Genomic DNA, 19,212 nt, shown 5'->3' on the forward strand with positions numbered 1-19,212 from the left:
CCCACGACGTGGTGGTCGTGTCGACTTCGGAGCCAACCGCTGGCGCCAAGGCGATTCGGCTCGCTCGGATGGTCTACTGGGACCTCTTCGGCGCACGGAAGTCTGCGTTGCGGGCGGGCGCGTCCGTAGTTGTTCACGTCACTAACACGGGCAGCGCTTCGACGTCGTTGCCGTCGATCGTCGTCATTCACGACACCATGGTGCTGGACCACCCCGGCCACTTCGGGAGAGGCTTTCGCACATACGCTCACCTTATGTTCGGCGCGGCTGCTCGCTCCGCCTCGATAGTGGTAACACCCTCCGAGCACAGCGCCCGCAGAATTCTCGAACGGTGGCCGGGTAGCGTTGTCCGGGTTATTCCCTGGCCCGCCAGCCCGGATAAGCCCAGCCGAATCTTGCCGCTAGAAGGCCGGCCGACGAAGGTTCTGGTCGTGGCGTCGACGGATAGCCATAAGCGCCTCGAGATGGGCCTATCTGTACTTGCCCGTCTTAGAGCTAGCAACCCGAGCTTAATCGCGACATTCGTCACTCGGCCTGGGAACGCTGAGGATCGTTTTTTGAGGATGGTGCATCAGGTAGATCCAAAGTCTTCCTGGATCTCGTTGATGAGCGGGGTGAGTGAAGAGCAACTAGCTCACGAATACGGGTCCGCGAAGATTCTTCTAGTCCCTTCGCTGGACGAAGGATTTTGCCTGCCCGTTATCGAGGCCGCAAAGTACGGCACCCCTACCGTTCACGTGGACCGAGGTGCGCTCCCGGAGGTGGCCCCGTGGCCTGGCGCGCGGGGTGGAACCAACGATGCCGACGACGAGGCGTTGCTTCTTAGCCGAGCAAAGCTTCTGATGGAAGATGGGGCGGCATGGCAAGCAGCTCATGAGCACGCCCTCAACATTCCAAGCCGGTTCGCCTCAGCTGACTTTATAGACGCCTGGCAAGAAGTGGTGGAGGTGGTTACTGGTGAGAATCGCAATACTGCACGGAAGTAATGATGGTTACGGTGCGTCTCGGGTCCTACTCGACCACGCGCGAGCTATGGTGCGGCTTGGTCACACGGTTTCGGTAGTCGTGCCTTCGGATGGCCCGCTGGGTGCTGCAGTGGAGCACGAAGACGGTATCGATCTAACGGTGGACAAAAAGTTGATTGTCTTGCGAAAATCCCGACTTCGCGATGCTTTCAAGATCCCGACCCTTCCAGCACAAGCGCTCAACGCTGACTTTGTTGTCGTGTGGACACTTGCGCTGGCGCTTTACGTACCAATCCTTGAGATCCGTCGCAAAAAATATTACGTGGCCGTGCACGAGTTGCTCGACTCCTTCACGGGCGGACTGCTGGTGCGGGTTTTCTTGTCCCACAGTAAGGCCTCCGTCACAGCGTGCAGCCAAGCCGTAGCGACTTGGCTCAGTCGGAATGGTGTCGCCGCCAATCGAGTAGACGTCGTTTATCCCATCCTCGAGCCGCCCGTTCCTACCCTGAAGCTGGACCCGTCCAGCCATGTCATCGGTGTGGTGGGGCGCATAAATGGTCACAAGGGTCACATCGAGGTATGCAAAGCCTTTCAAAGCCATCTCAGTCACCGCGCAGACTGGCGCCTGTTACTGGCCGGCGGCCCGTACCCTGGACAGGAAGCTGCGCTTGAGGACCTACTGGAAGTTGTCCGAGCAGACGATCGGATCCAGTACGTCGGTGAAGTCACGAGCTTTACAGACATCGCACAGGCAGTTGACGTTGTCGCTTGTTTTCCCACTCGGCCAGAACCATTCGGCCTGGTTCCACTGGAAGCATGGCGCTACGGCAAGCTTGCGGTCGGCTACGCAGATGGTGGCGCACGGGAGGTACTTGAGATCGTGGGGGGAATAGGCGTCCCCCGCCCAACCGGCGACGCTTCGGCGGTGATCGCCGAAGCTATCGAGCGAGCACTTCTGGTCGCAGAGAATGGCAACGCTACAATGAGCAAGGCCGCGGTGTTGCCGCTGTTTTCATCGCGCCAGGTTGAGGATTCTCTCGCCCGCGCGATCGCAGGGGAGAGAGTCTGACCTGATGAGATGGTACGCCCTCGGTGCGGCAGCAGTACTTACGATGATCGGTGCAGCATTGTGGGGCCCAGGACCCGTGCTCTTGGCCCTGCTTGTGGCAACGTGCGCAGGGTGGTTAATTTTCAGTGCCAGAGGCCCGTCGGTGATCGCCGTGCTGATCGCTGTCAGTCCCTTCGTGAGTCGTTTTGTCGTGCCCGTGTCGGGGTTCTCGGTCAGGCCCGAGATGGCCGTCGGGCTCATCGCGGGCCTTGCTGTGGTGGTTGACGTCGCCTTCAAAAGGCGTCGCTACAAAAAATCGCAGCTTGCACTTCTCGGGCTGCTGGCACTGTGGTTGATCGTCGGAACGCTTGCCTCACTGTTCTTTTCGCCCGTGGTGTCCGCGAGTCTTGTGATAATTGCATGGATCTTCCTCGGTCTATGCATGGCGGCTTGGATCTCCCTAGATAGACGCAGAGCTCGTCAAGTTGTGCGTGTGAGCATATGGGCGGCGTTCATTGCATCTTTACTAGCCATTTTGGTATGGGGCGGTACGTTTCTGGGATTCACGAGTTGGGGTGTCCAACTTGATCCCACCTATGGTGGATATGCGGTCTATCTGACGTCCCTTGAGGCAAATATCTTCGCTGGCTTGATAACTCTGTGGTCCGCAGTTGCGATGACGAGGTGGGGGGCAACTGTGCCTGCCTACATCCGCGTGAGCGTCGTCTGCCTCGCACCCGTTGTCGCTCTAGCTGCCCACACGCGGACGGCTCTCATTGCTTGGGTCTTCAGTCTCGTGATTTTCGCCTTCGCGAGGCGTGCGCGTGTCGTCCGGTGGTCCATCGGCCTACTGCTCGTTGGCGTCTTCTTCCTTTTCGCGTCGGGAGTTTCTACGGGTGGGCTTGGGCTGGACAAGTTTGGGGAGATTGCGGACTTCGGGTCCGGGACAGGGAGCTATCGATCGCTCACTTGGGAATTTGCGCTGCAGGACTTCTTGAGTTCGGGAAGCTCGTTGATTGGCCTCGGCAACAATACATTCGGTCTTCGGCACATAGATCCGTCGAAGCCTGGCCTCACGGAGCCGTGGTATCTGGGCAACGTCTTCCTGCAAGTGCTTTACGACACCGGAATTCTCGGCTCGGTGTTACTTGTTGTGGCGGCATTGGTTCTTGTCATCCGAACCCGTTCGTTCTCCGGCTTCGTAATCCTTGCAACCTACCTAATACTGGGTGCCCTGACTAGCGTCCTTTGGTTGGCGCAGACTTGGATTTTTGTTGGATTGGCGTTGTGTCTTTTAATCGAAGACAAAAGAAGCGCACACGTTCCAATGGAGTCCACAGCGGTCCTTTCGCGGGCGAGTAGTTGAACCGCCCTGCCGGTCGTCTGCTGCTTCTAATAGGGAGCGAGGCGCTAAGCAGAGGATTCGCCTTCTTGTTGACGGCGGTCGTCGCTCGGGGCATGGGTTTAGAGGTGCTTGCCAACCTTGCTCTGGCTCAATCGGTTGTGTCATACGCGACGGTCTTGTCCGATGGCGGTCTGAATAACCATGCGATTAGAATGCTTTTGCATGGCACGTCGGTTGCTCGTGTTGTCTCGCTGACCTTGAAGACACAGGCATTGATGGCGATTATAACGGTCGCACTCATCGTGGTCCTCGGGCCAATTATCGCGCCCAGTGCACAGGAGTTCATCTGGGCTCTCGTACTGGTGCCTATCGCAACCGCGCTGAGCACTCCCTACGTGCTTCAGGCTAGACACGTTACGTGGCCCGTCGCCTTCAGCAGGATCCTTGGGGCTGTGGTCACCACGGTCATCGGTCTGTGTCTCGTATGGATGGCCGCCCTCCCCTGGACCCTGGGCCTGGCGTACTCGGCTGGGGCTATCGGGATGGCGCTTTGGGTGTGCCGAAGCAGTTCCGTCACATTCGCGGATGTGCGGGGACCAGTCAAACTGTCGGAAGCTGCTGCGTTGCTTCGGCAGTCCGCGCCGCTGGCGCTTTACGGTCTGCTCCTGCAAGTTGTTACGTCGCTCCCGCTTCTAATGACGCAGGCTCTCCACGAGAGCGAAAGCTTCGAGGCGATGGGGCTGGCATCGAGGCTTTGGTTTATCGTGACCGCCCCAGCTGCGATGGCGGGGTCGATCCTCATCCCAGTCTTTGCAGATAAGCACTCCGCGAAGGGCACTTTCAGGCGGTATTTGCTAATTGCGGTCTTGAGCGGCTCCGCATGCGCGCTGGTGTTCGCACTGTTGGCACCTTGGGTGGTGCCGTTGCTGTTTGGCGCGGACTCAGCGCCCTACTGGCCCGCGGTTGTCTTTTTCATTTCGGGTTCGGCTCCCTTTTATGTGGCTACGATTTTCATATGCAGGAGCATCGCTGAGGGCACCTATTGGGTGCCGGCTGTTGGTTTTGCGCTGGGCGGGTGTGTCTTCATTGCGATGTCTTTCATGTTGCCGTCGTCTGCCGGAGTGGGAGCCGGGCTCTCTTGGCTGGCGAGTCAGATAGTTCTATGTGCTGTTGTCGTGTTCTTGATCCTTCTGGGGAAGAGGAAGTGACCCAATGAAACGGGTTTTGTTGGTTGGAGCCGCGGGCTGGGGCAACGTCGGTGACGATCTCATCGGTCGTTCTTTGACCGATTGGGCTAAATTCGCCGGGTACGCTGTCGACGTGGCAGGAGGACCGCTCGAGAGTTCTCTGATGAAGATTGATTACGCGATGCAAGGCTCATTGCGTTCGAGAATTAGTTTGGCGCTGGCCATTCTACGTGCAGATGTGGTTCTAATCGGCGGAGGCGGGCTTCTAGACGACAGGCTGCCGAATTTCTATCGTCCTTTTACTCGCGTCGCGCGTCTTGCGTCTTTATTTAAAAAGCCCTACAGCTTCGTAGGGATTGGTGTCGGACCCATCCATGACCCGGCTTCGCTCGAATCGTATGCCTCAGCCTGCGCTGGCGCGCGCGCGGTGATGGTGCGCGACGCTGAATCGGCTGATCGGCTCAAGAAGGCTTCGGGCGCGCTGAATGTGACAATCGTTCCAGACCCTGTCCTTTGGGGCGGGTCTGAAAGAGTCGAGGTTCACGAGGGTAGCTTTGAGTGCGCCGTGAACCTCCGAAACTGGAGTCCGGGGGCTTCCGAGTCCCACGGCGCGTTGTCGACGTCTGCCGCGCTTCCGGTCATCGCTGAGGCGCTCAGAGGGCTCCCCGCGGGTGCCCGAGTAGGTCTCTTCTCGATGTCCTCATTGCGGGACGACGACGATCTTGAAGTGCTGGAACAGTTGGCATCGCTGGTCCCAGATTTGGACTGCGTCCTGATTCCTGCCGACGCAGCGTCGATCGAGAAAGCGATTGCCGCATCGAAGCGGGTCGTGTCGATGCGGCTCCACGGATGTTTGTTGTCGGTCCGTCGCGGGGTACCGGTTCTGGGTATCGCCTACGATGCGAAAATCGCTCAGCAGGGTCGTGTTCTTGGCTTCCGTACTGTAAATCTCGACATGTCGCTGACGGCAGCAGTAATTCAGGACTTCTTAGCCGATGATGTTCCGGTCCCTTCCGGCCCGTGGGGTGCCCCGCGATTCTCGCTGGTGGAGAGATGATGGCTAGGTCCCTGTGCCTCCGGGTCCGCGGGCGAGAGACGCCTGCCGTGGTCGTGTACGGACTCGGTTTAAGTTTGTTGGCCGAGGTGGGTCCATGGGATTGCCTATAGCCTGGGCATTCCGGGCAAAATCGTGGATCGGTATGGTCGGCGATTCTTGGTCGTGGACGTCCTCGAAATTTGTTGAGCTGCCCGGTTAGGAGTCGCTGTGGTCCTCGGTGGAGAGGCAGCGGGTGCGATGCCTGCCGTATGGGGCGCCGTCGGCCAGATCTCGAACGGACGTTGCCGTCGATCACAACGACGCTAGTCGGGTACGAGGATTGTCGGCACAACACTTGAGCCGAGATCGACTGTGCCGTTGCCGGTCAGTCGCTCCGGCGCCGGTTCAGGCGGAGCCGAGTGGCCGTGGAGCGGCTCCAGCAGATTGAGACCGCGGATCGTGACGTCTACGTCCAGCGTCTCCGGCTGGAACGTGTTGTTTGTTGATCCTTTCGCCGCCTGTTGATCGCGCTCAACGGCAACGGCCGCGTCCTGGCCCGGCAGTCGCGGGGGCTACGGTCAATATCCGCATGCGCGCGTTGACGGCAAGCACGACTTTGCTGTCCGCTGACGGCGCGCGAGCGATACATTCACCGAAAGCTGGACACCACTTCCATCTGAGACGTCATCCGTGCACCAGTGTCGGCCGACGCTGACACGCCCAACCGATGCGCCTTCGGTAGTTGAGCTGAAATTTGCTCTGCGCGGCAACATCAATGGCAGAAGGCCCCGGATCTTGCGATCCGGGGCCTTCTTCTTGTTGCGGGGGCAGGATTTGAACCTACGACCTCTGGGTTATGAGCCCAGCGAGCTACCGAGCTGCTCCACCCCGCGGCACAAGAGAAAACATTACCCACAGATGAACGGCATGGCAAATCCGGGCACACTGCCCGGGAGTGTCGCGGGAGAATGGGCAGGTGAGCAACACTTTCGACGATCTCGACGACGGACGGCCGGAGACGCCTGCGCAACGTGCGGATCGCAACTGGAACGAGATTCTGCAGGAGCTTCGGGTGCTGCAGACGGGTACTCAGATCCTCACGGGCTTCCTCCTCGCGCTGGCGTTCCAGGCTGCTTTCACCGAGCTCGATGCTGCGCAGCGGGCCTTCTACCTCGTGCTGGTGTGCCTGGCGGCCCTGAGCGCCGTTGTGGCGCTCGCTCCGGTCGCTTTGCACCGTGCGGTCTTCCACCTGCAAGTGAAGCCCGCTCTCGTCCGCGTGGGGCATAACGCGCTCCGCGCAGCGTTGGCGCTGGTGTCTCTGCTGCTCGTCGGCGTCGTGGCGTTCGTTTTCGATGTGGTGATCGGTCTCGTCGCGGGGGCGATCGCCGGAGTCGTGCTGGGAGTGGTCATCCTCGTACTGTGGATCGTGGTGCCGGTCTTCGTCCGTCGCCGGGGGAGGGAGAGCGTCCGATGAGTCGCGACTCAGTGGGCATCGCTGTCGCGCAGTTCGCCCCCGCCGCATCGCGCGAGGCGAATCTTGCCGACATCGACGAAGCGACGCGCACCGCCGCTGCACGCGGTGCTCGAGTGATCGTGTTCCCCGAGTACTCGAGCTACTTCGTCGACCCCTTCGACGACTCGCTCGCGGCCAACGCCGAGGACCTCGATGGGCCCTTCGTTCGTCACCTCACCGCCTTGGCGGCAGAGCTCGACGTCGTCGTGGTGGCCGGGTTGTTGGAGAAGGCCGACGACGGAAAGCGGGTGCGCAACGCGGTCGTGGCGGTGAGTGCTGACGGACTCCGGAGCGTGTACCGCAAATTGCACCTTTACGACGCGTTCGGGCAACGCGAGTCGGATTGGGTGGAGCCGGGTGAGATCTCGCCGCCGCAGACATTCGAGCTCGACGGACTGCGATTCGGGCTGATGACCTGTTACGACCTAAGGTTCCCCGAGGTAGCGCGAACGCTCGCCGATGCCGGCGTCGACGTCGCGCTCATACCGGCGGAGTGGGTGCGCGGTCCTCTGAAAGAACACCACTGGCGAACGCTGCTGCAGGCCCGCGCGATCGAGAACACGTTCTTCGTCGCGGCGGCCGACCACCCGCCGCCCCTCGGCGTGGGGCACTCGATGGTCATCGACCCGCAGGGTGTCGTGCTGGCTCAGGTGGGCACGGCCACCGATGTGGCGGTCGCGCACGTGGATCCGGACGTCATCGCGCGCGTGCGGCGCGTGAATCCCGCGCTGGAACTGCGACGGTACCGCGTCACACCACGCTGAGCGGCGCCGCGGAACGGGGAGTGGCCCCGCTGCTGTCAGTGCTGCTTCTGCTCGAGGCGCAACAACGAGATGCGGCGCGTGCGCCACATTCCGGTGCGCACGGTGGCCATGGTGTAGCCCTCGGCGGTGAGCCGTGCGATGGCCTCGGGGGTGAGGCGAAGGCCACGCTCAGCGTTCGTCCATCGGAGGTCTTTGCCATACAGCTCGGTGATGCGGACAGAACGAGCGGCGAGATCGTTTCGTTTACGAGGCATGGTCTACATTCGTCGGCTATTCGGCGAACCGCCCGGCGAATTTCCGGCGGTTTTGCGCTGAAAGTATCACCCCGATGTTGCGCCCCAGGTGTCTGTGACGTTGCGAACACGTATGCGGGTTTTTTCGTTCACCCGCTCGTTCACCCGTGAGATTCAGGCGCGCGACATTCCCGCGAGACGCTCCGCGGCCTCCGCCAACACTTCGACACGCTTGCAGGCGGCGAAGCGCACGAGCGTGGCGAACTCGTCGCGGTGCGCGGGGGTGACGAACGCGGTGAGGGGGATGCCCACCACCCCTGCGCGCGCGGGCAGCCCGCGGCAGAACGCGTCGGCGTCGGTGGCGCCCAGAGGAGCGGCATCCACCACCGTGAAGTACGACCCGGCCGGAGTCGACACGTCGAAGCCGGCCGCTCGGAGCCCCGTGCCGAGCAATGCGGCCTTCGCCGCCATCTCGGACGCGACCGAGGCGAAGAACTCGTCGGGCAGTCGCAGGCCGGTGGCGATGGCCGGCTGGAACGGCGAGCCGCCGACGTAGGTCAGGTATTGCTTGACGGCGAGCACAGCGGTCACGAGGTCGGCGGGGCCGGTGACCCACCCGGTCTTCCAGCCCGTGAGCGAGAACGTCTTGCCGGCCGACGAGATGGTCAGCGTGCGCTCGGCAGCACCCGGGAGCGTCGCGATCGGCACGTGCGGTCCGTCGAACACGAGGTGCTCGTAGACCTCGTCGGTCACGATGATCGCGTCATGCTGATGGGCAAGGCGCACAACCTCGTCGAGCACCTCACGGGAGAATACGGTGCCCGTGGGGTTGTGCGGGTCGTTGACGAGGATCACGCGCGTGCGGTCAGTGACTGCAGCGGCCAATTGCTCGAGGTCGGGCTGGAAGTCGGGCCAGCGCAGCGGCACCGGCACGAGGGTGGCTCCTGCGAGCGCGACGCAGGCGGCGTAGGAGTCGTAGTAGGGCTCGAAGACGACGACCTCATCATCGGGACCGTCGATGAGCGCGAGCAGCGTCGAGGCGAGAGCCTCGGTCGCGCCGACGGTGATCAGCACCTCGCGAGCCGGATCGAGCTCGATGCCGTAGAAGCGTTTCTGGTGCTCGGCGACCGCGGCGAGCAGGTCGGGGAACCCACGCCCGGGGGCATACTGATTGACGCCGTCGGCGATGGCCTTGCGCGCCGCGTCGAGCACCGGCGCCGGGCCGTCTTCGTCGGGGAAGCCTTGACCCAGGTTGATGGCGCCGGTCGAGGCTGCCAGTGCGCTCATCTCGGCGAAGATCGTGGGAACGGTCGTGCCGTCGGCCGAGAGAAGGCCCGCGCCGCGAGCGGTGCGCTGCCAGGCGCCGAAGATGTGCTGCATGGATTCAAGGATGCCGCACGGTGCGCACAGGCGGAGGCGGTGTGACGTGGGGAGTCGTTGCGCCGGGTGCAAGGTCAGGGCAAGCCCCCAGCGCAACCCGGGAATGCCACCCACCCCCTTCCTGCTAGACCCATAGAGGCGGCTCACACCCGTCATAGGTGGCCCACAGGATCGGTGGTCATCGTAGAAGCGCCTGGAAGAAGGAGCATCACCATGAGCGACACCACGGACAACCGTCCCGAGGGTAACGACAACAGCCGCCCCACCGACCCGCAGAACACCGGCGCGCAGACGCCCGGTGCCCAGAACGCCGGCATCCCTCCGATGCCGACTCGCTCGCCCGCCGCCGCGGCCGCCGCCTGGCCCCCGCCGGCGCCCAACACCGCGGCCCCGCAGCAGCAGGGCGCATACGCCTCGGCCCCGTCGGGTGCGACGAACCCCACCGGTCAGGCCTTCGGCCCCGGTGCGACCGCTGCGCACCCCACCATGCCGCTGCACGACGGAGCCCCCGCGGCTCCCCGCAAGAAGAGCGCGGCCCCCCGCGTCGCCGCCCTGCTCGTCGCCGCCGCCCTCGTCGGTGGTGCGGCCGGTCTCGGCGGGACCTACGCAGGCCTCAACCTCTGGGGCGGCTCGAGCACCACGGCGGCCGCCGGCCCCTCGGCGATCACCGTCAACAACCCCGACGACGTCAACAACACCTCGGCGGTCGCCGCCAAGGTCGTCCCCAGCGTCGTCACGATCAGCGCCACGGGCGGCTCGTCGGGAGGCACCGGTTCGGGTGTCGTGCTGAGCAGCGACGGCTACGTGCTCACCAACACGCACGTGGTCACCCTCGACGGCCAGACCGGCAACGCGACCATCTCGGTCACGACCTCCGACGGCAAGGTCTACAAGGCGACCGTCGTCGGCACCGACCCGACCTACGACCTCGCCGTGATCAAGCTCGACGGTGCCTCTGGCCTCACGCCGATCGAGTGGGCCGACTCGTCGAAGCTCAACGTCGGCGACAACACCATCGCCGTCGGCGCTCCGCTCGATCTGCCCAACACGGTGACCACCGGTATCGTCAGCGCGCTCAACCGCTCAATCCAGGTCGCCTCGTCGGCAGCTCCCAGCGACGGCAGCGACTCGCAGCAGGATCAGGGTCAGGGCGAGGGCGAGAGCCCGTTCCGCTTCGACTTCGGTCAAGGCCAGCAGCAGCAGTCGGCGAGCCAGACGATCAAGATCGCCGTCATCCAGACCGACGCCGCCATCAACCCCGGAAACTCCGGTGGCGCCCTCGTCGACAGCGACGGCAAGCTCATCGGCATCAACGTCGCCATTGCCAGCGCCGGCGGCTCGTCGTCGGGCGGACAGTCGGGCAACATCGGTGTCGGCTTCTCGATCCCGTCCGACATCGCCAAGCGCATCTCGACCGAGATCATCGACAACGGCTCCGCGACCCACGGTCTGTTGGGCGCGTCGGTTCAGGATGCCGCGTCGATCCAGGGCGCGACCACGACCGGTGCCTACGTCGCCGAGGCGCAGAGCGGTGGAGCCGCGGCATCCGCCGGTCTTGCCAAGGGCGACGTGATCACCAAGTTCAACGGTGTGCCCATCACCAACTCGATCGACCTCACCGCCCAGGTGCGCGCGCTGGCCGCGGGCTCCAAGGCCGAGGTCACCTACAACCGCAACGGTCAGGAGAAGACCGTCGAGGTCACCCTGGGCTCTATGCCGAGCAACTGAGTCCGCCACTGACCCGGCACTTCTTCAGGCAGCCCCCTTCGGGGCCGGACGCCACCCCGCGATAGGCTCGCGGGGTGGCGTCTTTCTCGTTCGGTGCGGGAAACGCGAGAAAACTCCGCCGCATCCCGCTCTACCTCGCCGGTCGCCTCGTGACCGCGATCGTGCCGCGCTCGCGCGACGAATGGGTGTTCGGCTGCGCGGTCGGCATCGCAGACGGAGCCCTCGCCCTGCACCGTGTCGCCGACGCGCACGGCGAGAAGACGACCTGGCTCGTCGCCGATCAGGCTCAGGCGCGCCAGGCCGAGAGACTTGGCATCCGGTACGTGTTCCGTGACTCGCTGCGCGGGTTCTGGCTTACGGCCCGAGCCCGCGTGATCGTCGTGACCCACGGCTTCGGCGATGCCCAGCGGTACGCCGAGCACGGAGCGCTGCTCGTGCAGCTGTGGCACGGCATTCCCCTCAAGCGCATCGGCCTCGACTCACCCGAGACCACGCGGGCTCCCGTGTTTCCGCGGCTGCTGCAGCCCGTGCTCGCGCACCTGTACCGCCGGGCCACGCGGCGCATCGCCGTGCTGCCGGCCGCCTCGCACCTCGTGCGCGGACGCCTCGAGAGCGCCTTCGGCCTGAGCGACGCCAGCGTTCCCGTCACGGGGGAGCCGCGCGTCGACGTGCTCTCGACCGGAACGCCCGCCGAACGCCGCGAGCGTGCGCGCACCGCCTTGTCGACAGTGCTCCGGATGCCGCTCGGCCACCGCCGCATCGTGCTGTACGCCCCCACCTGGAGAGACGGAGCAGCCGACCCCGCCGTGCCGACGATCGCCGAGTGGAACGGCATCCGGGATCTCCTCGACACCCACGACGCGATGCTGCTCGTGCGCTCGCACCCGCTGGGGGCGGGGGAGTACCGCGCGCCGGGGGAGAGCGACCGCATTCTGATGCTCGGCAGCGACCTGGTCGCCGACGTCACGCCGCTGCTTCCCGGACTCGACGTGCTCGTGACCGACTACTCCTCGCTCGCGTTCGACGCGGCCCTCGTGCCGCTGCCGGTGGTGTTCTTCGCCCCCGACCTCGAGGCCTACACCGCCCGCCGCGGCCTGTACGGCACCTACGCCGACGTCGCGGGGGACGGCTTCGCGCGCACGTGGGACGAGACGCTGTCGCTGCTGGGCCAGGTGCTGACCGACCCCGCCGATGCCGTCGCGGCCTCCGAACGCCGCAGTGCCGCCGTGCACGCCCACCGAGATGGGCGGAACGCCGAGCGCGTGTACCGGGTGATCCGGTCGCGGCTCGTTTTCCTAGGGAGGACTGATCCTCGATGACCGACGCGCGCCTGTTCGACGACGCCGGCACCCCCGCCCTCGAGCTGAGCGGAACGGGTGCCCGCCCGGCATCCGTCGACCTCGTCGGAGCCCGCGCCCGCGTCAGCGCCCGCCTGCACGGTCGCGGTCGCACCTGGCGCGCCGTCGTTCCGCTGCAGGCCGCGCGGTGGGGTGGGCCCGTGCTGCCCCTGCCGTCGGGGGAGTACCGCGTCGAGGTGCCGGATGCCGACATCTCTGGCCTCACGCTCGCCGACACCGCCCTGCCGGGCCTACGTGCCGCGCTGAGCCACGGTGTCGTGACCATCGCCACCCGGATCGACCCGGTGTACGTGACGGGGGAGGGTCGCGCCGCCATCGAGCGCCGGTACGTCGGAGGAAAGCGCGAACCGCTCGAGAACGCTGTGTTCTTCGAGAGCTTCTACGGACGCACCGCCGGCTGCAACCCGCTCGCCATCGACCGCGAGCTCGCCCGCGTCGCTCCCGCTGTCACCCGGTACTGGAGTGTCGTCGACCTCTCGGTCGAGGTGCCCGAGGGAGCCATCGCCGTCGTCGAGGGCAGCCCCGAGTGGTGGCGCGCCCGTGGAGTCTCGCGCCTGCTCGTCGTCAACGACTGGCTGCGCCGCCGGTTCGTGCGCCGCCGGGGGCAGCGCGTGCTGCAGACCTGGCACGGCACCCCGCTCAAGCGCCTCGCCCTGCACCGGCCCGGCTTCGACCCGCGCCGTGCGCTCGCCGTGGTGCGCGAGAGTCGCCGGTGGGACGTGCTGCTCGCGCAGAGCCCCTACGCCGCGCGCGTGCTGTCGAAGGCGTACGCGTTCGTGGGGCGGCCGATCTGGGTCGAGGGGTATCCGCGCGATGATTCGCTCGCGTCCGCGGCTTTGGGCTCGGAGACTCGTCGTCGGCTGGGGATCGGTGACGCGGAGCGCGTGCTGCTGTACGCCCCCACCTGGCGTGACGACCGCGAACGCATGATCGACTTCGTCGACGCCGCAGCCCTCGCCCGCTCCGCCGACGCGGTCGTGCTCGTGCGCGGACACACCCGCACGCTGCTGCCCGGAACCGACGCCGCAGGCCCCCGCGTCCTCGACGTCACCGGGTTCCCCGACACCTCGGCCCTGCTCGCCGCGGCCGACGCGCTCGTCACCGACTACTCCTCGGTCATGTTCGACTTCGCCATCACCGGCAAGCCGATGTACTTCCTCGTGCCCGACCTCGAGCATTACCGCGGAGAGCTGCGCGGGTTCTACTTCGACCTGCTCGACCTCGCCCCCGGACCCGTCGTGCGCTCGCAGGCCGACCTCGAGCGCGCGCTCGCCGATTTCGACCCGGCGATCTTCGCCGAGCGGTACGAGCGGTTCCGCGCGCTGTTCGCGCCGCGGGATGATGGGCGGGCGGCGGAGCGGGTGGTTGCGCGGTTGTTGGACCAGGGGTTTGTGACGCGAGGTGGCTGAGCTTGTCGAAGCCACCGGGGGCGCGCGGAAGGCAAGGTGGCTGAGCTTGTCGAAGCCACCGGGGCCGGCTGCAACGCGAGGTGGCTGAGCCTGTCGAAGCCACCGGGGGTGCGGGGAAGGCAAGGTGGCTGAGCTTGTCGAAGCCACCGGGGGTGCGCGGAAGGCAAGGTGGCTGAGCTTGTCGAAGCCACCGGGGCCGGCTGCAACGCGAGGTGGCTGAGCCTGTCGAAGCCACCGGGGGCGCGCGGGACGCGAGGTGGCTGAGCTTGTCGAAGCCACCGGGGGTGCGGGGAAGGCAAGGTGGCTGAGCTTGTCGAAGCCACCGGGGCCGGCTGCAACGCGAGGTGGCTGAGCCTGTCGAAGCCACCGGGGGACGCTGCAACGCGAGGTGGCTGAGCCTGTCGAAGCCACCGGGGGACTGCGACTCCCCGGTCCCTTCGACAGGCTCAGGGACCTTTGTCTCCGCGGGTTCCGGTCCCTTCGACAGGCTCAGGGACCTTTGTCACCGCGGGTCCCGGTCCCTTCGACAGGCTCAGGGACCTATGTCGCCGCGGGTCTCGGTCCCTTCGACAGGCTCAGGGACCTTTGTCGCCGCGCCTCCCGGTCCCTTCGACAGGCTCAGGGACCTCTGCCACCGTGGCTCCCGGTCCCTTCGACAGGCTCAGGGACCTCTGTCACCGCGGGTCCCGGTCCCTTCGACAGGCTCAGGTACCGCTGTCACGGCGGGTCCCGGTCCCTTCGACAGGCTCACGCACATCTTTCACCGCGCCTCCCAGTCCCTTCGACGGGCTCAGGGACCTCTGCTGCACGGCATCCGCCCCTCCACCATGGACGCGGGGCCGCACCTCCCGCCCTGGGTATCCGCGCAGTGTTCCCAGTCCTCGCCGCGCTGTCTGATTGGCTGGACCGATGGATACGACGAGAAAAGCACGCATCGCCGTCATCGTCGTTGCGGCGGTATTGCTCGCGGGATGCACCGTTGGGGAGCCGGATGCCGCGACTCCGACTCCCGTCGAGATGACGGCCCTGCCCTCGGCATCGCCTACCTCGACGGCCGACGCCGACATCGAGCGCGACAAAGCGGCGCTGCCGATACCCGTTGAGGGCATCAGCGATTGGGCGAACACCGCCGTGCCCGCGCCGGAGCCGGGTGAGGGGGCTGGGACGCTCTCGGGCTGGATGAGCCAGAGCACCTCTCCGAACATGCTCACGTCGTTCACCACGCTGCCGCCGGGCGACTATCAGGCGCAGATCGCGTGCCGCGGAGAGGGAACCATCACCGTGACGGCCGGCGAGATCGACGCCGCTCCCGCCGCAGGACCTCTGGAGTGCGACAACTCGACCGCCGCGTTCGGCGTGCAGACCGCGCAGACGGGTCTCGCGATCTCGCTGTCGCTCGAGGGGGCGCCGACGATCTACGCGGTGTCGGTCGTGCCCGTCGGCTGAGCGTGTCGCAACGCGAGGTGGCTGAGCCTGTCGAAGCCACCGGGGGAGTGCGTAAGGCCAGGTGGCTGAGCTTGTCGAAGCCACCGGGTCCGGCTGTCGCGTGAGGTGGCTGAGCCTGTCGAAGCCACCGGGTCCGGCTGTCGCGTGAGGTGGCTGAGCCTGTCGAAGCCACCGGGTCCGGCTGCCACGCGAGGTGGCTGAGCTTGTCGAAGCCGCCGGGGCCACTGCGGGTCCCGGTCCCTTCGACAGGCTCAGGGACCTCTGCCCCGCGGGTCCCGGTCCCTTCGACAGGCTCAGGGACCTTCGTCAGGTGAGGTGGCTGAGCTTGTCGAAGCCACCGGTCCCTCGCCAGATTGCGCGAGCCTCGGAAGGTCTTCCCACTGCGAGGCGATGAGCGCGAGCTTCTTCTCGCGCCGCCAGCCCTGCAGCTGTTTCTCTCGCTCGAATGCCAGCTCAACCGCGTCGAACCACTCGGCATACACGAGTCGCACAGGCCTGCGCTTTCGTGTGAAGTTCGCGGCCATCTGATCGTCGTGGTTGTGCTGCCAGACGCGGCTCTCAAGTTCGCGGCCCGTGCTTCCGACGTAGAACGCGCCTCCACGGCACTCGAGGATGTAGGTCCAGGGCATCGGCCGATGCTGCCACGGCTCGCACTTGGCGCGGGGGAGCCTGTGGATAACGCGAGGTGGCTGAGCTTGTCGAAGCCACCGGACCACTGCGGGGTGCCCCGCGCGAGGTGGCTGAGCCTGTCGAAGCCACCGGGGCTACCGCGGGTTGCGCAACGCGAGGTGGCTGAGCCTGTCGAAGCCACCGGGGTATCTGCGGGTCACGGTCCCTTCGACAAGCTCAGGGACCTACGTTGCGCCGGGTCCCGGTCCCTTCGACAGGCTCAGGGACCTGTGTTGCGCGGGGTCCCGGTCCCTTCGACAGGCTCAGGGACCTGTGTTGCGCGGGGTCCCGGCCCCTTCGACAAGCTCAGGGACCTACGTTGCGCAGGGTCCCGGTCCCTTCGACAGGCTCAGGGACCTGTGTTGCGCGGGGTCCCGGTCCCTTCGACAGGCTCAGGGATCTGGGTTTACGGCAGCGGCGTATTCCGGCCGCGCAGGCGCGAGGTGTCGACCGTGTCGCGTGCGCCGCGGAACAGCGCCCACGCGAAGCCCGCGCCCCACGACACGTGCATCGAGGGCAGCACGGCGGCGGTCCACGCCTTGTCGCGCCACCCGCGGCCTCCGCCCCGGCCGAGCGCGACGACGGCGATCAGCGCGGCGTACGCGGCGACGGGCAGGTGCAGCAACGATGCCGGCCCGCTGCGGCGGCGCGCGACCTGAGCCACGGCCGTGACGACCGAGATCCCGGATGCCGCGAGCAACGCCGGCGGCGCGAAGTAACGCAACGAGTTGCCGCGGCCGTACCGGCGCACGAGCTCGCCCCGCCACGCGCCCGTGGCACGGAACTGCCTGACGAGCCGCGTCCAGCTCTCGCGCGGCCAGTAGACGACCGACAGGGTCGGGTCGAACCAGACGCGGTATCCGGCGCGGCGGATGCGCAGGTTGAGCTCCCAGTCCTCCCCGCGGCGGATGCTCTCGTCGAACAGGCCGACCTCGTCGAGCACGGCCCGGCGCATCACGCCGAGGTACGCCGACTCGGCCGGACCTTCATGCGACCCGCCGTGATACGCGCCGCCGCCGAGGCCCACGCGGGAGTTGTAGGCGCGCGCGACAGCGCGCTGGAAGGGCGAGCGCCCGTCGGCGCTCATGACCCCGCCCACGTTCGCGGCGCGCGTGCGGCGCAGGGTGTCCAGGGCGCGGCGCGTATATCCGGGTGCGAGTTCGGAATGCGCATCCACGCGCACGATCGTCGGATACCTACTCGCACGAATGGCGAGATTCAGTCCCACCGGAATGTCGGCGGCCGCATTCTCGATCAGGACGATGCGATCGTCGGATGCCGCGAGCTCACGGGCGATGACGTTCGTGGCATCCGTCGACGGTCCGAGAGCGAGCACGATCTCGACCGGACCCGGAACCTCCTGCGACAACGTGGATGCCACCGAACGCCGCAGATATCGGGCCTCATTCAGCACGGGCATGATGAAGCTCACGCCGGCGTCATCGGCAGGTACGGGCGCGTCTCTTCCGCCGGGGGTCGGGAGGGGCATCCGTCGATCCTTTCACGGGGCACCTGGCCGGTACCCTGGAACGATGCCCCTCGTCCGCGATACCCGACTCGCCATGGGGCTGCTGCGAAAGGCCCTCGCCACCCGCAATGCGCGCCGCGACCTGCGCCGTGCGCTCGAGGCGCGTGGTCCGTTGCCGACCGGGAAGTTCCAGATCGCGGTGTATTTCGCCGACGGCGCGGTCAACATGTACCAAATGCGGCAGTGGTACGCGCCGCTGCAGAAGCTGGCCGAGAAATGGCCGGTCGTGGTCATCAGCCGCGCCATTCGCGGAGCCGACGCATTGCTCAAAGACGACGCCCTGCCGATCGCCTACGCGCCCACCGTGAACGCCGTCGAAGAGGTGTTGGCAGAGCAAGACATCCGCATTGTTCTGTACGTGAATCAGAACACCCGTAACTTCCAGATGTTCCGTTACGGGCAGCGCTGGCACGTCTTCATCAATCACGGTGAGTCCGACAAGATGTACATGTCGACGAACCAATACAAGGCGTACGACTACGCCTTCGTCGCCGGTGATGCCGCTCGAAATCGCCTTTCGCGCGTGCTGTGGGATTACGACCTCGACCGCCGCACGTTCGCGATCGGCCGTCCGCAGGCCGACCACTACTCGGGGGAGTTGCCGTACACGCCCGACGACCGCACGGTCGTGCTCTACGCGCCGACGTGGGAGGGCGACCGCCCCTCGGCCCACTACGGCTCGATCGCCTCGCACGGCGAAGCCCTCGTGACGGCGCTGCTCGCGACCGGGCGTCACCGCGTGATCTACCGACCGCACCCGCGTTCGGGGGTGGTGGATGCCGCTTACGGCGCCGCCAACGCCCGCATCATCGCGGCGCTGAAGGCGGCCAACGCCGCAGACCCGGCCGCCCACCATGTGCACGACACCGGCGCGGAGCTCGGCTGGCAGCTCGCCGCGGCGGACCTGGCGATCGTCGACATCTCCGCGATGGTCTACGACCGGCTCGCCGTGGGCAAGCCGCTGATGATCACGCGGCCGACCGACCCCGAGGCCCTCGTCGACGACAGCGGATATCTCTCGGCGTGCGAGTGGCTGGATGCCGCGGCATCCGGAACCATCGTCGCCGAGGCCGACCGCGTGCTGGGCGACCCCGACGCGGTCGGCCGCCTCGAGCACTGGGTGCAGCACTACTTCGGCGACACGACGCCGGGCGCCGCGACGGCGCGTTTCGAGTCCGCGATCGCGGAGCTGATGCAGCGCTGGGACACCTGGCACAGCACAGGTCCCTGAGCGTGTCGAAGGGCCCGGTACCCCCAGGTCCCTCGCGCAGCCCAGGTCCCTGAGCTTGTCGAAGGGCCCGGTATCCCCAGGTCCCTGGCGCAGCCCAGGTCCCTGAGCTTGTCGAAGGGCCCGGTACCCGCGGTGGCCCCGGTGGCTTCGACAGGCTCAGCCACCTCGCGTAACAGCCGGTCCCGGTGGCTTCGACAGGCTCAGCCACCTGGCGTGACAGCCGGTCCCGGTGGCTTCGGCAGGCTCAGCCACCTCGCGTGACAGCTGGCCCCGGTGGCTTCGACAGGCTCAGCCACCTGGCGTGACGGCCGGCCCCGGTGGCTTCGACAGGCTCAGCCACCTGGCGTTACAGCCCGCTCCGGTGGCTTCGAC

16 protein-coding genes and 1 tRNA gene are annotated in these 19,212 nt (G+C 66.1%); 12 read left to right on the forward strand and 5 right to left on the reverse strand.

The features are described from left to right. The first annotated feature begins 254 nt into the window (after positions 1-254). The 5 genes from ABXS86_RS00795 to ABXS86_RS00815 all read left to right on the forward strand — a co-directional run bounded on the left by ABXS86_RS00795 (position 255) and on the right by ABXS86_RS00815 (position 5,602). Positions 255-986: a glycosyltransferase gene (locus tag ABXS86_RS00795; protein WP_353666213.1), complete on the forward strand. Its 732-nt coding sequence runs from the start codon at positions 255-257 to the stop codon at positions 984-986. Then, positions 958-2,034, forward strand: coding sequence for a glycosyltransferase family 4 protein (locus tag ABXS86_RS00800; protein WP_353665315.1), 1,077 nt, complete (start codon positions 958-960; stop codon positions 2,032-2,034). Before ABXS86_RS00795 ends, ABXS86_RS00800 begins: the two co-directional genes overlap by 29 nt. Positions 2,035-2,176: 142 nt before the next feature. Then, positions 2,177-3,379: an O-antigen ligase family protein gene (locus tag ABXS86_RS00805; RefSeq protein ID WP_353665316.1), complete on the forward strand. Its 1,203-nt coding sequence runs from the start codon at positions 2,177-2,179 to the stop codon at positions 3,377-3,379. Further along, a complete protein-coding gene (locus tag ABXS86_RS00810; protein ID WP_353665317.1) occupies positions 3,376-4,566 on the forward strand; it encodes an oligosaccharide flippase family protein in 1,191 nt (396 codons plus the stop codon). The genes ABXS86_RS00805 and ABXS86_RS00810 overlap by 4 nt, the downstream gene beginning before the upstream one ends. A gap of 4 nt (positions 4,567-4,570) precedes the next feature. Then, positions 4,571-5,602 (forward strand): polysaccharide pyruvyl transferase family protein, encoded by a 1,032-nt coding sequence (locus ABXS86_RS00815; RefSeq protein WP_353665318.1) that lies wholly within the window; start codon positions 4,571-4,573, stop codon positions 5,600-5,602. 798 nt (positions 5,603-6,400) lie between these two features. On the opposite strand, the gene ABXS86_RS00820 is transcribed toward ABXS86_RS00815, so the two are convergent. Beyond that, positions 6,401-6,474 (reverse strand) — tRNA-Met (locus tag ABXS86_RS00820). Between the two features lie 83 nt (positions 6,475-6,557). Between ABXS86_RS00820 and ABXS86_RS00825 the strand changes: the two genes are divergently transcribed. Together ABXS86_RS00825 and ABXS86_RS00830 are read left to right on the forward strand one after the other, a co-directional pair. After that, a complete protein-coding gene (locus ABXS86_RS00825) occupies positions 6,558-7,055 on the forward strand; it encodes a DUF6328 family protein (protein ID WP_353665319.1) in 498 nt (165 codons plus the stop codon). Further along, entirely contained in the window at positions 7,052-7,858 is an 807-nt protein-coding gene (locus tag ABXS86_RS00830; RefSeq protein ID WP_353665320.1) for a carbon-nitrogen hydrolase family protein, read from the forward strand. The genes ABXS86_RS00825 and ABXS86_RS00830 overlap by 4 nt, the downstream gene beginning before the upstream one ends. A gap of 35 nt (positions 7,859-7,893) precedes the next feature. Here ABXS86_RS00830 and ABXS86_RS00835 read toward each other — a convergent pair whose 3' ends face one another. Next, entirely contained in the window at positions 7,894-8,112 is a 219-nt protein-coding gene (locus tag ABXS86_RS00835) for a hypothetical protein (RefSeq protein ID WP_307211975.1), read from the reverse strand. 153 nt (positions 8,113-8,265) lie between these two features. Then, positions 8,266-9,471, reverse strand: a complete 1,206-nt coding sequence (locus ABXS86_RS00840; protein WP_353665321.1) for an aminotransferase class I/II-fold pyridoxal phosphate-dependent enzyme — start codon at positions 9,469-9,471, stop codon at positions 8,266-8,268. Positions 9,472-9,684: 213 nt separating this feature from the next. On the opposite strand from ABXS86_RS00840, the gene ABXS86_RS00845 reads away from it, so the two are divergent. The 4 genes from ABXS86_RS00845 to ABXS86_RS00860 all read left to right on the forward strand — a co-directional run bounded on the left by ABXS86_RS00845 (position 9,685) and on the right by ABXS86_RS00860 (position 15,412). Further along, positions 9,685-11,199 (forward strand): S1C family serine protease, encoded by a 1,515-nt coding sequence (locus ABXS86_RS00845; RefSeq protein ID WP_353665322.1) that lies wholly within the window; start codon positions 9,685-9,687, stop codon positions 11,197-11,199. Between the two features lie 74 nt (positions 11,200-11,273). Beyond that, positions 11,274-12,518: a CDP-glycerol glycerophosphotransferase family protein gene (locus ABXS86_RS00850; RefSeq protein ID WP_353665323.1), complete on the forward strand. Its 1,245-nt coding sequence runs from the start codon at positions 11,274-11,276 to the stop codon at positions 12,516-12,518. Then, positions 12,515-13,966, forward strand: coding sequence for a CDP-glycerol glycerophosphotransferase family protein (locus ABXS86_RS00855; RefSeq protein WP_353665324.1), 1,452 nt, complete (start codon positions 12,515-12,517; stop codon positions 13,964-13,966). Before ABXS86_RS00850 ends, ABXS86_RS00855 begins: the two co-directional genes overlap by 4 nt. A gap of 909 nt (positions 13,967-14,875) precedes the next feature. Then, the gene (locus ABXS86_RS00860; protein WP_353665325.1) at positions 14,876-15,412 is read left to right on the forward strand and encodes a hypothetical protein; all 537 of its coding nucleotides are present in this window, start codon (positions 14,876-14,878) and stop codon (positions 15,410-15,412) included. Between the two features lie 293 nt (positions 15,413-15,705). Here ABXS86_RS00860 and ABXS86_RS00865 read toward each other — a convergent pair whose 3' ends face one another. Beyond that, positions 15,706-16,041 carry a GIY-YIG nuclease family protein gene (locus ABXS86_RS00865; protein ID WP_353665326.1) on the reverse strand — a complete coding sequence of 112 codons (336 nt, stop codon included), beginning with the start codon at positions 16,039-16,041 and terminating at the stop codon, positions 15,706-15,708. A 446-nt stretch (positions 16,042-16,487) separates the two neighbouring features. Then, positions 16,488-17,570: a glycosyltransferase family 2 protein gene (locus ABXS86_RS00870; protein ID WP_353665327.1), complete on the reverse strand. Its 1,083-nt coding sequence runs from the start codon at positions 17,568-17,570 to the stop codon at positions 16,488-16,490. Between the two features lie 43 nt (positions 17,571-17,613). On the opposite strand from ABXS86_RS00870, the gene ABXS86_RS00875 reads away from it, so the two are divergent. Continuing rightward, complete coding sequence (locus tag ABXS86_RS00875; protein WP_353665328.1) at positions 17,614-18,840, forward strand: CDP-glycerol glycerophosphotransferase family protein; 1,227 nt, start codon at positions 17,614-17,616, stop codon at positions 18,838-18,840. Positions 18,841-19,212 lie beyond the last annotated feature (372 nt).

The sequence above is a fragment of the Microbacterium sp. che218 genome (assembly GCF_040436305.1).
Classification (GTDB): Bacteria; Actinomycetota; Actinomycetes; order Actinomycetales; family Microbacteriaceae; genus Microbacterium; species Microbacterium algihabitans.